The organism is Colwellia sp. MB3u-41, assembly GCF_014076845.1.
Taxonomy (GTDB): Bacteria; Pseudomonadota; Gammaproteobacteria; order Enterobacterales; family Alteromonadaceae; genus Colwellia_A.
On sequence record NZ_JACGUT010000047.1, the window covers coordinates 183,798 to 198,344 of the forward strand.

Annotated in this window: 18 protein-coding genes; 1 reads left to right on the top strand and 17 read right to left on the bottom strand. The window is 35.6% G+C overall.

What is annotated here, in order from left to right:
• Nucleotides 1-976: 976 nt before the first annotated feature.
• The 17 genes from H4J73_RS03215 to H4J73_RS03295 form a co-directional block, all read right to left on the bottom strand.
• The gene (locus tag H4J73_RS03215; RefSeq protein WP_182181140.1) at nt 977-1,309 is read right to left on the bottom strand and encodes a hypothetical protein; all 333 of its coding nucleotides are present in this window, start codon (nt 1,307-1,309) and stop codon (nt 977-979) included.
• 119 nt (nt 1,310-1,428) lie between these two features.
• Entirely contained in the window at nt 1,429-1,782 is a 354-nt protein-coding gene (locus H4J73_RS03220) for a hypothetical protein (protein WP_182181141.1), read from the bottom strand.
• Between the two features lie 130 nt (nt 1,783-1,912).
• Entirely contained in the window at nt 1,913-2,248 is a 336-nt protein-coding gene (locus H4J73_RS03225) for a hypothetical protein (protein WP_182181142.1), read from the bottom strand.
• Between the two features lie 128 nt (nt 2,249-2,376).
• Nucleotides 2,377-2,724 carry a hypothetical protein gene (locus tag H4J73_RS03230; protein WP_182181143.1) on the bottom strand — a complete coding sequence of 116 codons (348 nt, stop codon included), beginning with the start codon at nt 2,722-2,724 and terminating at the stop codon, nt 2,377-2,379.
• A gap of 574 nt (nt 2,725-3,298) precedes the next feature.
• A complete protein-coding gene (locus tag H4J73_RS03235) occupies nt 3,299-3,634 on the bottom strand; it encodes a hypothetical protein (protein WP_182181144.1) in 336 nt (111 codons plus the stop codon).
• Between the two features lie 125 nt (nt 3,635-3,759).
• A complete protein-coding gene (locus H4J73_RS03240) occupies nt 3,760-4,104 on the bottom strand; it encodes a hypothetical protein (RefSeq protein ID WP_182181145.1) in 345 nt (114 codons plus the stop codon).
• Between the two features lie 134 nt (nt 4,105-4,238).
• On the bottom strand, nt 4,239-4,589 hold the full coding sequence (locus H4J73_RS03245) for a hypothetical protein (RefSeq protein ID WP_182181146.1): 351 nt from the start codon (nt 4,587-4,589) through the stop codon (nt 4,239-4,241).
• Between the two features lie 136 nt (nt 4,590-4,725).
• On the bottom strand, nt 4,726-5,046 hold the full coding sequence (locus H4J73_RS03250; RefSeq protein ID WP_182181147.1) for a DUF5992 family protein: 321 nt from the start codon (nt 5,044-5,046) through the stop codon (nt 4,726-4,728).
• Nucleotides 5,047-5,165: 119 nt separating this feature from the next.
• Nucleotides 5,166-5,501 carry a hypothetical protein gene (locus H4J73_RS03255; protein WP_182181148.1) on the bottom strand — a complete coding sequence of 112 codons (336 nt, stop codon included), beginning with the start codon at nt 5,499-5,501 and terminating at the stop codon, nt 5,166-5,168.
• A 145-nt stretch (nt 5,502-5,646) separates the two neighbouring features.
• The gene (locus H4J73_RS03260; RefSeq protein ID WP_182223714.1) at nt 5,647-5,940 is read right to left on the bottom strand and encodes a hypothetical protein; all 294 of its coding nucleotides are present in this window, start codon (nt 5,938-5,940) and stop codon (nt 5,647-5,649) included.
• A 117-nt stretch (nt 5,941-6,057) separates the two neighbouring features.
• On the bottom strand, nt 6,058-6,411 hold the full coding sequence (locus H4J73_RS03265; RefSeq protein ID WP_182179996.1) for a hypothetical protein: 354 nt from the start codon (nt 6,409-6,411) through the stop codon (nt 6,058-6,060).
• A gap of 137 nt (nt 6,412-6,548) precedes the next feature.
• On the bottom strand, nt 6,549-6,878 hold the full coding sequence (locus tag H4J73_RS03270) for a hypothetical protein (RefSeq protein WP_182179995.1): 330 nt from the start codon (nt 6,876-6,878) through the stop codon (nt 6,549-6,551).
• A gap of 135 nt (nt 6,879-7,013) precedes the next feature.
• Nucleotides 7,014-7,325, bottom strand: coding sequence for a hypothetical protein (locus H4J73_RS03275; protein ID WP_182224368.1), 312 nt, complete (start codon nt 7,323-7,325; stop codon nt 7,014-7,016).
• A gap of 146 nt (nt 7,326-7,471) precedes the next feature.
• Nucleotides 7,472-7,810 (bottom strand): imidazole glycerol phosphate synthase, encoded by a 339-nt coding sequence (locus H4J73_RS03280; protein ID WP_182179991.1) that lies wholly within the window; start codon nt 7,808-7,810, stop codon nt 7,472-7,474.
• 120 nt (nt 7,811-7,930) lie between these two features.
• Nucleotides 7,931-8,272 (bottom strand): hypothetical protein, encoded by a 342-nt coding sequence (locus H4J73_RS03285; RefSeq protein ID WP_182179988.1) that lies wholly within the window; start codon nt 8,270-8,272, stop codon nt 7,931-7,933.
• 105 nt (nt 8,273-8,377) lie between these two features.
• Entirely contained in the window at nt 8,378-8,737 is a 360-nt protein-coding gene (locus H4J73_RS03290) for a hypothetical protein (protein WP_182179986.1), read from the bottom strand.
• Nucleotides 8,738-9,772: 1,035 nt separating this feature from the next.
• Complete coding sequence (locus H4J73_RS03295) at nt 9,773-12,289, bottom strand: DNA polymerase II (RefSeq protein WP_182179984.1); 2,517 nt, start codon at nt 12,287-12,289, stop codon at nt 9,773-9,775.
• A 140-nt stretch (nt 12,290-12,429) separates the two neighbouring features.
• Between H4J73_RS03295 and dinG the strand changes: the two genes are divergently transcribed.
• A complete protein-coding gene (gene dinG, locus H4J73_RS03300; protein ID WP_182180028.1) occupies nt 12,430-14,547 on the top strand; it encodes an ATP-dependent DNA helicase DinG in 2,118 nt (705 codons plus the stop codon).

The window sequence follows — 14,547 nt, forward strand, 5'->3', positions numbered from 1 at the left end:
AACTCCGATTATGATCCCAACCATCAATGCAATCGCCTGAAATTTTAACAACAAAAGATTCATCTTTAGTTGTGTTTCCGGAGCCAACTAAAGTTGAAACAGAAAATAATTCAAGAACTTCACCACCATTAGCTAAACTATCAGCAACTGCATGACTTGAACATACTTAAGTTAAAAATACACATAATGCTTTTTCATACTTACACCTAATTTGATTAACACTCTTTGAATATAACGCCACATTAAGGGGCAAAAAATAGTTGGTCAAAATGTTGAACGGTGTGATAAAAACCAACTGTTTTATGTCCGTTTTAACGCCTTGCAATAGGTTTACTGCAAATACAAGCTTGAATATTCTTCTAATATGGCATCAAGCGCTTTTGTTGTACATCTTAAATTTTCAGTAACTAGTACAATAGGTGTTTTCTACCACATCTTAGTTATTTTAAAGTAGAACTTCGAGAACCAATTAAGGTTACTAAAGAATTTATTGTCATCATTTAGGTGAATAGAGAAATGTGGAGGTGGATTCAAATCAGGACAGTTTATTAATTTAACATCCGACCATTCAATTAGGATGTCATTAGGCAAAGTTGAATGATCAATTAATCCTTCAGGTGTAAAAATAAGTCCTAAACAAGTACTTCTGACAATTAAGAATTGAGCATATGAGTAAACACTCATAATAAGACCAATAGCTATAAATAATATTGAATATGAAACACTAATTTTCTCGATATACAGCCAATAAATGCCATATACAATTAAAGGAGGTTCAATGAATAAACTTAGTAATGCGTAAAATAATGCTTTACGTTTGTTTATCTCAATTTGCACCACAACTCCTTAAACGTTAACGCCTTGCAAAGCGGAAAGTAATGGTTGGCTATACTCTGTGAGACACGAGCGCGGCCAACTTTTTTTTGTCATGATTAATTTGCTTGTTAGACTTTATTTACTTAACTATATGTATACCTTAAATAATACACCATTTTGAGCTACTCGAACCTCGCCAAGGTTTGCCAGTGTATGCATGTATTTCAACATTGGAATTAGAATGAAATGCTGACATTGCAATACTTAAACTTGAGTTCAAGCCCGCTGTACCTTCTAATAATAAATATCCTGAGCTACAACTTGCTGAAGGTTTATCAGCTCTTATTAAAACATCACCACTCGCGGAACTGGAATGATACGCTCCCACCCAAATTATTTTCGTGCGGCTTGATTTCTCATACTCGGCAGCATATGTAATTGAAATGGTAAAAGTACATAAAATGAGAATGAGATAATTAAAAAATTTATTCATATATACTTTCCATTATTAGGATTAAAGTCTAACGCCTTGCTAAGCGGAAAATAATGGTTCGCTATAATAGAGAAGCGATGACCAACTGTTATTTTTCCGTTTGAGCAACTTGTTATGTTTTAGTGCTTAATTGTTATTACATTCATATCTTCAGTATCAGGCCAAACGGTGCAAGTATTTTTCCCGCCTGCGTCTACAATATTTTGAGTGCTATAAGCTGTCAAAGCTAAAGATAGTATTGCTTTACCTGTATCATCATCTGTTTTAATTTGCATTCGCTTCCTACTTTTAGTGTGGCAAGTTGGAGAGTCTGAGAGAGCTTTATCAAAATATATTGAGCACATATTTGCTCCATCGTAATAACCACAATAAATTTGAGTTATTTTTGCATTACTAACAGAGCCAGCTAATGTAGTCGATGAAACAACTGCAATATTTATAAATAGAAATGTGTTTAATAATAAAGTTTTCATTTTTGAATTACCAAATGTTGGATGAAGAAACACAACGCCGTTTTAAGCGAAAATTACAGTTGGCTAAAATAAGTGAGGTACGAGCAAATAGCCAGCTGTAATTTGTCCGTTTTGAAAACCCTTGTTATGTTTAATTTCCAGATACAGTGAGGTTTTTTACATTGCACCAATGAGACTTATCACCTCGATCTACGTAAGTAACAGCAACTTTATTCCCTGACATTAAGGCCGCAAGAGCTGTTGAATGAACAATTTTATCATGTGTCCATAATTCACAAGTAACGGCTGAGTTGTCTGGGTTATTACCTACGCGACTATTTCCATTAATATGTAACCATACATTAATAGATTCATCCGCTGTTTCATAAGCCTTGATAGATGTAATTTTAGCATTGGAAATAGTTAATTCCGTAGCTAATGATGTACCTGAAAAAACAAGAAATAAAGATAAAAGTATCACTCTCAATTTTGAACTCCTTTAAACATAACTCCCCATTAAGAGGCTTTTAATTGTTGGCTAAAATGTGAAGCAAAACGGAACCTAACCAATTGTCAAAGTCCTGCTTGGATGGCTTGTATGGCAAAGTAACAAATTTATTTAGGAAATACATTGAGCCCTTCAATAGAACAATGCCACCAACCACTACTAGTTGTCTCTTTATATCTCACAGTCCCTTTGAATGTTTTACTCGCCATCATAGTTAACATAAGTGAATACAATTCCTTATAATTTGGATTAGCCTTTGCTAATCGCCCACCTTTGTTGTGACTACAACCTGGCATACTGCCACTTTGAAACTCCACATAAAGTCCATCTCCTGGCTCTAGATAAAATGCGGTTGGGTATAAAGAATCTTGTTGTGGTCCGACCTTTAGTTCCGTGGCATTAGATAACGAAGTAAAAGTACAGAAGACGATAGCGGGTATTACTTTTTTTTGCATTTATAAACACCTTAATTTAACTTGTTTGCTTAACGCCCTATTAATGGGTAAATAATTGTTGGCTAAAATAAGCGACGAAGGAGCAAAAACCACGGTTATTTGTTGATTTTCTTATTAGCTTTTATTTACTGCTAGTGATGTGCTTGATTCTTGATATCCCTTGAATACACCCATCTATACTTAGCGAAAGTGATTGTGATGAAATATGAGCAGAAAGGATCAGCGAGTAAATCTCGTTGAAATAAGAATGTTTATCATCAAGTATATAATAATCTGCACGACCACATCCTCCTAAATCATACATTCCTATTTGTTTAACTACCCCCCTGCGCGGCCTTCATACCAATGAATAGTAGTAATTTTTCCGGTACTTACTCCCGATGCTGCATTCGCAGAACCAAAAATTGATGTGCATACTAAAAATAGAATGGTGTAGATAATATTTTTCATTGAGATATCTCTGAGTTAATTTAGAAAGCTAACGCCGTTTTAAGCGGAAAATTGCAATGGGCTAAAAAGTGTAGCTGAGTGAAACAGCCAACTTTTTTTATCATTGTTGAATTTCTTGTTATATTTAATTTGTCGTAATATAAGCATGCCTTAAATCTTCTGAGGTTGAGGCAAGACTACATTGTCCTGTTCCACCTAATGTAATAGTCTGCTTTGAAACTTGAGAAGCCAACAAAATAGAAAGAATATTTTTCCCTTCATTAGTTGATCCATCAAAAGTAAATCTCCATGAACTAGTACCACAAGTTTGGCTTGATATAGCACCATTAACTTGTATTTGACAGTTCTGGCTGATTCCAGTTGTGTGGCAAACTACTTTATTAATAGTCCCGGTAAACGAAGCTCCAGCAAAAGAGTAACTAGAAATAACAAGACTTAGAAATAGACACAATATTCTCATTGATACACCTTAAATATAACGCTCAATTAAGAGGTAAATAATAGTTGAAAAAAATAAGCGACGAAGGAGCAAATAGCTAGCTGTTATTTGTCCTGCTTGAACGGTTTATATTTATTTACCCCATTTTAAGAGGAATGAGTACCTCCAAGAGTCATTTCCCCTACGGTACAATTAGCATCTTTTAACCACAAAGAAACATCCTTATTACTCATATATGCAGCAAGAAGGTTGGCATGAATAGCCTTTATTCCAGGGTGAGTATGATATATAGAAGCATATTTAGCTCCATATCCACTTTGTGAAGTACAGCCACTTAACTCAGGTGATAAACGAACATTTATCCCCCCATTTTGAGTCACAACTAATTTCACTACTTTTGAAGAAACAGTCCAACCTGCCTCCGCTGCTTGAGAAATTACAGGGGTCAAGATCAAACTAAATAAAAGCATATTTTTTACATAGGTTTTCATTGATATACATCCATATTGATTTATAAAAATAACGCTTCATTAAGAGGCAAATAATGGTTGGCTAAACTAATCCACGAAAGAGAAAATAGGCAACTGTCTTTTTGATTGACTTGTTATATTTTTAGCAGCTAGGGCTACCAAGGCATTTTTCCAATTTTGATCCCCAATAGATCTTGAGCGTTGCCCCAATGATTACAAGTAGTATTTACTATAAGATCTACTGATTCTTCACCTGTTGCATATGCGGTCATCACTATGCTAACCATTTCTTTAAAATTAGGTGTGTTACTATCAATGGCAAAACGTTTCGTAGTTGCGCATGAAGACATCGTAGATTTATCGCCGTCAATATCAACAAATAAGATACTTTTTGTACCACTATAGTAAACACCAGCACCTACTATTGTTCTTTCTCTAAAATATTCAGCAGCTGACACACTATTGATAATCATCAAGCTAGCAATCGTAATAATAATTTCTTTCATAATTAATCCTAAATAAATACGTAAGTCTATTGGAAAAATATAACGCCACATTAAGCGGCAAGTAATAGTTGGCTAAAATAAGTGAGACATGAACAGAAAGCCAACTGTCATTTGACCGTTTGAGTAACTTGTATGTTTATTTACTTACTGATATAAAATCAGCACCTGTACAAGAATTATCAGAATAGTTATGTATTCTAACTTTTTTATCCGCAGCCAATGCCATTGTAGCTAATGTAAACGATTGATTATATGTTGTAATAGAAGATACCTTTACCTCTGGAAAGTATATCCACCCAGAGCATAAACCTGTACCTCCTGTAACCTTAACAGCAAAGTTAGCTGCATTTGATCCATTTGACGCAACTTCTAAGACAGTAGATCCCTTTGTGAGCTCTCCTCCTAAAGAGTTAAAAGCACAGCCAATTGCTAACAGAGTCACTAACCTTTTATTCATCTTCAAAATCCTTAATTAAACATAGCGCCCCATTAATGGGCAAATAATAGTTGGTTTAAATAAGCGACGAAGGAGCAAAAACCAACTGTTATTTGTCCTGCTTGAATGCCTTGTTAGCTTTACTTGAGCACCATATATCCGATATGACAGTAACTCTGCCCTGATGAGTTTTCATGGTTTGTATATAGAACTACTTGCTTATCCGCCATTTTTGCTGCTAAAAGAACACTTACGAAGGTTTTATAATTAGAATCAGATTCATTTAAATATGCCCATGTATGATTATTTCCACAAAGTTTTGGGCTGTTGATTAATGAAACTCTAAAACCATAATTTTGCCCTGGTGCAACATCTATTGAATTGATTTTTCCAGCAACCGTGCCATCCCATGAGGCTAATGCATTAGTTGATAAAAAGAATGAAGAGTAAAAGAATAATTTAGTTAATTTGGTCATGCTATGTCCTATAAAGCTAACGCCCACTAAGAGGCAAATAATAATTGGCTAAAATAAACAACGAAGGAGCAAATAGCCAACTGTTATTTGTCATCATTGAATGGCTGTTGTTATACGCAAATACCACCTAACGTTAGCTATTTCGTTAACGTACATTATTTTTTATATTACCATCTGGATCTATGCTAGTAGCTACATCCTGCTTAGCACATGAATTATAAGTCTCGGGAGAAATATTTCTGTGGGCACCTTGTACTACTACGTTAAACAAACCAACAAAAATATCGCTAATAAAATCAGAGCTCCAAGAGCTTTCTTTATCGTGCTCACTATAAGTAGAGCCGGAAGTAAAATTGCAACCAGCCTCTTCGGCACCACGAGAGGAGCAACCTGAAGTTACCAAAATTAAAATAAAAACAAACGTAGATTTAAATGACATTGATCATCCTTGCGTATAACGCCCACTTAAGCGAACAAAACAGTTGGTTATAATGTGTAGCGAAGCGGAATCTAACCAACTGTTTTTGTTCCGTTTGAACTTATTGTTATGTGTGATTTAAATACCAATATATTCCAGTTTACAAGCACCACCTATGATAGGAGCTAAAGGATTAACATTTACCATTACGGTTTTATCTGCCATTTTGGCTGCTAACGCTAAAGATAAGAGTCCCGCATTACTATTTCGGATATAAAATGGTGCTAAACCATTTGACCAGGCTGTTGGTTTACAAATATTCCCTACAGAAGTCACCCCTTCTAAAGTAATCCATGTCACATCACTCCATATATTCCCTTCTGTGTAATAAGGTGCAGCATGAGACTTAAACTCAACAATTTTTGTTGTTTTAAATGTCTCTGCTTGAGCAGTGAATGCAATACTCAATAAACCTAATATTAATATTTTCATAATTACCCATAGTTTTGAACAAGTAGCTTGACAGTGAATAAACACATAACACCTCACTAAGAGGTCAATAATAGTTAGTTAAAATAAGCGACGAAGGAGCAAAAACCACGGTTATTTGTTGATTTTTTTATTAACTTTTATTTACTGCTAGTGATGTGCTTGATTCTTGATATCCCTTGAATACAGCCATCTATACTTAGCGAAAGTGATTGTGATGAAATATGAGCAGAAAGGATTAGCGAGTAAATCTCGTTGAAATAAGAATGTGTATCATCAAGTATATAATAATCTGCACGACCACATCCTCCTAAATCAGACATTCCTATTTGTTTAACTAAAACCCCTGTGTGGCCTTCATACCAATGAATAGTAGTAATTTTTCCGGTACTTACTCCCGATGCTGCATTCGCAGAACCAAAAGTTGATGTGCATACTAAAAATAGAATGGTGTAGATAATATTTTTCATTGAGATATCTCTGAGTTAATTTAAAAAGCTAACGCCGTTTTAAGTGGGAAATTGCAGTTGGCTAAAATGTGAAGCGCTGCGATACCTAACCAAGTGTTTTTAGTCCTGCGGATATGGCTTATATGTTTATTTATCTCACAATAAATCTATTCTTGTTATTTTTGGCTTAGTTTTACCCCAAACGTCAACACATCCATTAACATAACCGTTAACAGCTGCTTTGGCATGCATTGCAGCAAGTAATCCTGAGTATATTTCAGAGAAGTGTTTATGAGCATTTGGTAATACATAAATTGATTTATCATCACATGTTTCTCCATGCGTAGTCGTCCCGTTGAAAAACACATATAGATTTCCTGAATCATGGAACATTAACTTAGAAACTGTCCGCTGTCCTATAGGAGTGTTAGCAAAGGTTACTCCTGAAAAAAAAACTAAAAAAAACATTAAACAACACTTGAACATATAACTTCCTTTTTTTGAAATACTATAAATACCCCCAAATAAAGGTAAATAATTGTTGGTAAAAATATTAAAAAGAGTGAAATAACCAACTGTTATTTCACTCCGTTTGAACTACTTGTATGGACTGGCTATTGAAAATTGACCCACTCTATAGTGTAAGTATCACTCCCAAGATTTTTTGAGTTAACCACAACACGAATTTTACTTTTTGTTGTGTATGCCGAAAGAGTCATCGAAACTATTCCACCATATGCGGGTTCGGTATTTTTCATCATAGCAAATGTAACATTACTACAAGCTGAACTTTTGTCATTTTCCAACGTGAGAAGAACTGAGTTTTGATGAAGCCCACTATCTTGTCTTTCTCCCTGCACGTATAAATTTTTTATAGTTGCCATGCCGCAATCTAAACGTGCTGCATTCACAATAGCTGGAAACAGAAATAAAAGAAAAAACATTTTTTTCATAGTAAAACCTTAATTAAATTCTAATGCCTATATTAAGCGGTAAGTAATAGCTGGCTAGGTGTGTGATGCACGAACAACAGCAACTATCATTATACATTTGAATTACTGTTAACAATATGTTTACTTAATTGTTATATATTGTAAAAGACAATACGTTCCCGCTGGGTACTTAATTGTATCCTCTAGCGTAATTAGTACTTTTTTATTAGCCATCTTGGCTGCAAGTAACATTGAAACAGCCATATCATCACCGTCTTTAATGCTAACTTTATTACTTGTACAAAAAGTTTTATCTGAATTGATTAGCTGAAACCAAATGGTTTTATTCCAAGCCGGCGCTAAGGTCCCTTCATTTATATGGTAGCGAATTTCACCAATTTCGCCGGTAGCATCGACTCTTGCTCCCAAAGCAGTGCTCGATATAAAAATTAAAATTATTGATAAATAGAAAGATATTTTCATTATTACCCTATAAATTAAAATCAAAGTGTCGCCAAATGTGCAACTGCACCTTTAAATATTGCTAACGCCCATGACCCTTTGCCCTTTTTGGATGAATTTCATGCTTTATTTTACAGGTCCAGTATATTGGCCAATCCGTATATAATCCAAAGTTGGGTATGCACCTTTTTGGCAAGTTCCTGGGCCGCCTAAATCAACCTTTATACTTTGGGCTTGGGCACTCAAAGCCAAACTAATTAGGGCTTGTACCTTAGGACTTGTTAAATCTAGAGGTAAAGCTGCCCAATTTTTCACAGGTAAACCGCCACATGTAATTTGAGAAACATTGGCATGTTTATCAAAAGATATATACATCAAATTGGCAGATCCAATTTGAACATGATGTAAAGTTGTTTGTGAAACTGTCCAATTAGATCCAAAAGAACTAAAACTTACTAATAATAAAGCTAATATTTTAAATTTCATCGAAAACCTTATAAACCAACGCCCAATTAGCGGGTTAAAAATTGTGGGATAAGCTTGAGCGAAGTGGAACTAGCCAACTGTAATTTGTCACGCTTGAACAGTTTGTTAGCAGTAGTGTTAATTAAGAACACAAAAACCACCGACAACACTCAAAGTAAATGGATGAATGGAAGTGATATGTAACAAAATACATCTACACTTAATAATACATAAAAAATAACAATATATAAACAAAAAAGTCACAATTAAAAATAAAGGAAATAAACATTATAAATTATATTGATATGTTCTCTAAGCTAATGTCAGGAGAGCACATAGTTTGAAAATAAAACAGACTTAGGATATGAACAACTGAGTAGATAATACAGCTAATAACTTTACTCATCTGCTATTTTAGTTATCAGTGAACTTTACAAAAAAATAAGCTTATAAATATTCAGTGGCTATTTTAAGTACACTCTAAATTTACGTTTAAAAACTCAAATAAAACTGTGAATTATGATTTATTTTTCAGGCTAGTTAATGACATTGATGCGCACAAAGTGAACATTAAAATATTGTTAATAAAATTCAAAGAAATAAAAAAGCTTTAGTAAAGAACTTTATTGTTCATTAAACAAGTTATTTGTATTACTCTCAGGTGTATAAATAACTTTGTTCGATATCATCACAGAAGGTGTAGCAGTTAACTAGTCTTGGCCAAGCTTTAAATTTTCCAACTGAGATACCTTTTATTAGTAGGCCAAATTAACCATTCCACTACAATTTTGATTTTCGTCCAGCATTGACTATTTTGGTATCGTTAATCATGATTTTTCATCCTAAAGCATAAAATTCATTTAGCCGTCTAAATAGCTAAATCAATAAAGTTGCTTTATGATCGTTCTAAACATGATGCACGATTTATTTACAATAATTTAATGAGCTTGAGGAATAGGTAACCGTTAATATAAAGGCAAAATTGAAGATTGATATAAAAAGTAGTGCTTAACGATTATGGGGAATTATTAATTTTTTAGTCTAAAGTCATTTACTTCAAAACAACCCCATTTGGTTACTGGTTATTGCATCAAAGTCTTTACCTATAAAGGGCAATATATCATTAGCAATGGGTTTTATTTGTTTCTCTACATAAAAGTCATAATCAAGTTTGCTCTCGTTGTATTCTAAAGGCTGTACGCCATCAAGAGTGATAACATATCGAATAGTTCTTCTGTTAGTGTATTTAGGCTTTTTGCCCTCTCCCTCTAGTTTGCTGTTTGCAATTAAGGCTGCTTTAACATGTGGTGGTGTATTCACGTAATCGGGCAAGCTACGTCTAATCTTTTTCTTATAGATAAGTTTGTCATCATGAAGGCCTTGCTTTAGTTCATCGACTATATTTTTGATATAATCGTCAACAGGGTCTTCATTAAATATTAGCCGGTAAAGTTCTTGCTGAAATATCTTACTAAGCTCTGTCCAATCACTTCTAACCGTTTCTAGACCTTTAAAGAGTAGCTTTCCATTGACTACACCTGCATAGCGTTTTTTAGTACCTACTTTACTTTGTTCTTTAACCGCTTCTTGTCCGCGAATAGTCGGCATTAAAAATTGACTAAAATGGGTTTCAAACTCAATTTCAAGTTGGCTTTCTATTGAAAACTCTTCTTTGAGCGTTGCTTGCCACCGAACATTAATCTTATCTTGTAACGATTTACCTAAGACTTGGCATTGCTCGGCTGTTTTATCTTCATCAACATGAACAAAAATTGAATCGGTATCGCCATAAATCACCTGATAACCATCATTTTCCAGCCACAGCGAAGTCGTCTTTAATAATTCATGGCTACGCTTGGTAATCGAGCCCGATAAACGGGGATCAAAGAACCGACAACCTGTTGAACCTAGTACGCCATAAAATGAATTCATAATAATTTTTATTGCTTGCGACAAGGCCGAATTTTTATCTTTTTTAGCGATATCTCGCTCTAACCAAAGTTCGTTAATAATGTCAGGTAAGAAGTGTTTATCTCTAGAAAAATAAGCACCATCAAAGCCTTTAATGCTGTTTTTGGGTGATTTTAGTCCTTCAATCAAACCCATAGGATCAATATTAAAACTTCGAATAATAGAGGGGTAAAGACTTTTAAAATCAAGTACGAGCACATTCTTATATAACCCTGGGACGGAGTCCATCACATAACCGCCTGGGGAAACCAGCCCTTGCAAACCATCACCCATATTGGGCGCAACATAGCCACTACGATGAAGTTTAGGTAAATATAAGTTAGTAAACGCGGCAACAGATCCGCCAATTCTGTCTATTGACAAGCCCGTTAATTTTGCGCGTAAGCGGGTGAATTCAAGTAATAAAGACTGTTCAAAAATGAGCGTAACTAAACGACAATCTTCAAGGTTATAAGCGGCAAGGGCAAGTTTGTCATGATGAAAGTTGTCGTTTATTTCTTGTATTCGATTTTCAACATCATCGACTTTCTTTCCTTTGCCTAATAAGGCATTCGCGACAAAGTCGAGAGAAAAACTAGCAAAATTATAGGTGGCATTTTTGAGTAAATCAATGCCATCAAGTACCACTCTGCCAGCGACATCAATAAATTTTTGTTCATTTTGGCTCCCCCCTGCAGATCGGGTACGCCACCGTGGCGACTGGTAATTACGGCCAATGTTAAAGGCAATGTTGTGGATATCGCAACGTTTTTGTAATAAATTAAAATCGAAATTAATGACGTTCCAGCCAATAAAGATATCAGGGTCGTGGACCCTTACCCAAGCGATAAGCGCCGTTAAAAGCGCTTGCTCATTGTCGACCCAAACGATGTGCTCAGCGATCTCGCGGGCTTCTTCATTAGATAATGTTGACTGTTTTGCTTTTGCTAAGACATTATTGTGATCCCCGATCATCAAAACACATTTTATCGGCTTACCATCAGACATTTTATGCGAATGTAAGCCAATAGAATAAAGCTCCCCGGCCATTGAACACTCAATATCAAGTGATACCATAGTTAACGCAATATCATCAAGTAACTGAGTCTTATTCGTTGCACGGCATTTGTCACTATAAAAGGTAGCAAAGTTAGTCTGTGAATACTGTTTGGCAGATTCGGTTATCGATAAAGCTGTTAACCGAGGGATAAATTCAATACCAGCGGTAATAAAGCGCTCCATTAAAAAGCGTTCATCGGGGCGAAAATCGTCTTCGTAGCATTTTATCTGGGCTTGTTTTAAAATATCGCGTGCGCGATAGAATTCACGCATCGTTGAAAAATAAAAGCCACTGACGAGTTGCTGATTAAAGGTTTTAAGCGCAAGCGGGGTAACTTTAGCCGTTACTATTCGCTGCTCCGACAGGAGACTTTGCGCGTGTACTTGCTGCGTTTGTTCAACAAAAAATAATGCCTGTTGATTTTGCACAATAACATTAACAGCACCTTGGAGGGTTTTAACCCATAAAGACAATTCGATACCTTGTTTGGTATCATAGGCTTGACGGGTTAATAAAAAGCCATAATTCAAGCTAGGCGTTAATTTTTCTACAGTTAATGACATTAATTATTTTAATTCGTTGCGGATAACGATAAACTGTTAATATATACAGCAGTATATACTCATCCTATTTGAAGATACAGGATTCAGCCTATTTAACTGGAATGTGTATATAACCTAATGAACCCTAAATGGCTAACAGCATGCTAAGCGATAAAATTAAAGTAGCAATTCGCACATCGTATAAAACCATTGGTGAAAATTTAGAAAACTTTCATCCAAGAAAACAGCAAACTTTTTTGATTGCCGAAATAGCTAAAACTTTTGCGGGAGAATACGATAAAGCGCGCAAAATTATTATCATAGAAGCCGGCACCGGTACGGGTAAATCCTTGGCTTATTCATTAGGCGCTATTCCGTTAGCGATGTCACGTCAAAAAAAGGTCTGTATTTCTACTGCAACAGTTGCGCTACAAGAACAATTAGTGGATAAAGATTTACCCTTCTTAAAGAAACATTCAGGCTTAGATTTTAATTTTACCTTAGTCAAAGGTCGCCAACGCTATGTTTGTCGGCAAAAATTAGCGCTTGCTGTGAGTCAAGACGATTCACCTCAGGCCGGTTTCACCTTTGCGCAAAAACCTAATGCCATGGATATAAAGCTATTACATCATTTACATAAAGCGTTAACGGATAATAAATGGCAAGGCGATCTAGATTCTTGGGCTGACCCTATCCCTCATCATTTATGGCAACAAATTCAATGTGACAAACACAGTTGTTTAAAACATTTAGCCGATCACACCCATTGCCCTTTTCATAAAGCGCGAGAAACCATGGAGTCTGCCGATGTGTTGGTCATTAACCATAGTTTATTACTGGCTGATTTAGAGCTTGGTGGAGGTGTTATTTTACCCTCGCCAGAAGACACTTTTTACGTTATTGACGAAGCACATCATCTGCCTAAAGTAACCCGTGATCATTCAAGTGCGAATGTTGCCATTAAAGGTGCTATTGATTGGCTAACTAAGTTAAAAGAAACCGGCGATAAAATGGCAAAATTAATAAAGTCGACTTCGGCCATTTCACCCTCGTTAAAGTTAGGGGACGATTGCCAAGATTTATTAATGGAAATGCAAAAAGTAGCGAGCTTTATCGAAAACAATCAGGCGTTATATTTCAATGAAAAAGCTAAAGAAAATAGCCGTTTCTCTCGTGATGACGAGGCGGCATTATATCGTTTTGAAAACGGAATCGTTCCACCGAACTTAAAAAACTCAGCTAAAGATTTAGCAGAGCTCAGTAAAAAATGTTTAGGACATTGCAACAAACTCTATAATTTATTGATGGAGTCAGTGAAAGACGGGGAGTGTAAAATGTTTGTTGCCGAGCCCTTACTTGCAGAAGCGGGTTTTATGATCCAACGATTAGAAAATTTCAACTCGCTATGGAAAATGTATGCCAAAACAGACAGTGAGAAAGGCGCTCCAATGGCAAGGTGGTTCGAAAAACTGACAGGCAAACGTAGTGACTTTTTAGTGTCGGCTTCCCCTATTGAAGTGGGCTTTACCCTTGAAGATATTCTCTGGTCAAAATGTGAAGGGGCGGTATTATGTTCAGCCACTATTTTAGCATTGAATTCGTTTGAGCATTTTCGACGCCAGGTCGGTTTACAAACGAATGATGGCACCCAATATCAAAAAGTCGACTCACCGTTTGATTATCAAAACAATGCGCAACTTGTTATCGCTAAAATGAAAAATGAGCCAAGTAGCCCTCAGTTCACCGATGAATTAATTAATGAGTTACCAGCATTAATTAAGCAAGAAAAAGCCTGTTTAGTGCTATTTTCTTCGTATTGGCAAATGGAACAAGTCGCTAAAGCCTTACGAGAGCAGCACAAAATGGAGATTCTAGTTCAGGGTGAGCAGTCACGTCAGCATATAATAGAGGCCCATAGAAAGCGCTGTGATGAAGATAAAACCAGTATCATTTTTGGCACGCAAAGTTTTTCTGAAGGTTTAGATTTACCAGGTAAATATTTAACGAATTTAATTATTACTAAATTACCGTTTTCTGTTCCTACCTCTCCGGTTGAAGAAGCCCAAGCTGAGTACATTACCACTAAAGGGGGGAATCCTTTTATGTCAATTTCGGTACCAGAAACATCAAAAAAACTAATTCAAGCAACAGGACGTTTACTGCGCAATGAAAAAGATACCGGTATTATCACCTTAATGGATAAACGTTTAGTCACCAAACGATACGGTAAACAATTACTTGATTCTTTACCCCCATATCGAATTATTTCAAAAGGATAA

Excerpts from the sequence above, each read along its gene's own strand:
- H4J73_RS03275 (WP_182224368.1), bottom strand. The coding sequence starts at position 7,325 with ATGTTTTTTTTAGTTTTTTTTTCAGGAGTAACCTTTGCTAACACTCCT.
- H4J73_RS03240 (WP_182181145.1), bottom strand. The coding sequence starts at position 4,104 with ATGAAAACCTATGTAAAAAATATGCTTTTATTTAGTTTGATCTTGACC.
- H4J73_RS03230 (WP_182181143.1), bottom strand. The coding sequence starts at position 2,724 with ATGCAAAAAAAAGTAATACCCGCTATCGTCTTCTGTACTTTTACTTCG.
- H4J73_RS03245 (WP_182181146.1), bottom strand. The coding sequence starts at position 4,589 with ATGAAAGAAATTATTATTACGATTGCTAGCTTGATGATTATCAATAGT.
- H4J73_RS03250 (WP_182181147.1), bottom strand. The coding sequence starts at position 5,046 with ATGAATAAAAGGTTAGTGACTCTGTTAGCAATTGGCTGTGCTTTTAAC.
- H4J73_RS03220 (WP_182181141.1), bottom strand. The coding sequence starts at position 1,782 with ATGAAAACTTTATTATTAAACACATTTCTATTTATAAATATTGCAGTT.
- H4J73_RS03265 (WP_182179996.1), bottom strand. The coding sequence starts at position 6,411 with ATGAAAATATTAATATTAGGTTTATTGAGTATTGCATTCACTGCTCAA.
- H4J73_RS03255 (WP_182181148.1), bottom strand. The coding sequence starts at position 5,501 with ATGACCAAATTAACTAAATTATTCTTTTACTCTTCATTCTTTTTATCA.
- H4J73_RS03290 (WP_182179986.1), bottom strand. The coding sequence starts at position 8,737 with ATGAAATTTAAAATATTAGCTTTATTATTAGTAAGTTTTAGTTCTTTT.
- H4J73_RS03235 (WP_182181144.1), bottom strand. The coding sequence starts at position 3,634 with ATGAGAATATTGTGTCTATTTCTAAGTCTTGTTATTTCTAGTTACTCT.
- H4J73_RS03270 (WP_182179995.1), bottom strand. The coding sequence starts at position 6,878 with ATGAAAAATATTATCTACACCATTCTATTTTTAGTATGCACATCAACT.
- H4J73_RS03285 (WP_182179988.1), bottom strand. The coding sequence starts at position 8,272 with ATGAAAATATCTTTCTATTTATCAATAATTTTAATTTTTATATCGAGC.
- H4J73_RS03280 (WP_182179991.1), bottom strand. The coding sequence starts at position 7,810 with ATGAAAAAAATGTTTTTTCTTTTATTTCTGTTTCCAGCTATTGTGAAT.
- H4J73_RS03215 (WP_182181140.1), bottom strand. The coding sequence starts at position 1,309 with ATGAATAAATTTTTTAATTATCTCATTCTCATTTTATGTACTTTTACC.
- H4J73_RS03260 (WP_182223714.1), bottom strand. The coding sequence starts at position 5,940 with ATGTCATTTAAATCTACGTTTGTTTTTATTTTAATTTTGGTAACTTCA.
- dinG (WP_182180028.1), top strand. The coding sequence starts at position 12,430 with ATGCTAAGCGATAAAATTAAAGTAGCAATTCGCACATCGTATAAAACC.
- H4J73_RS03295 (WP_182179984.1), bottom strand. The coding sequence starts at position 12,289 with ATGTCATTAACTGTAGAAAAATTAACGCCTAGCTTGAATTATGGCTTT.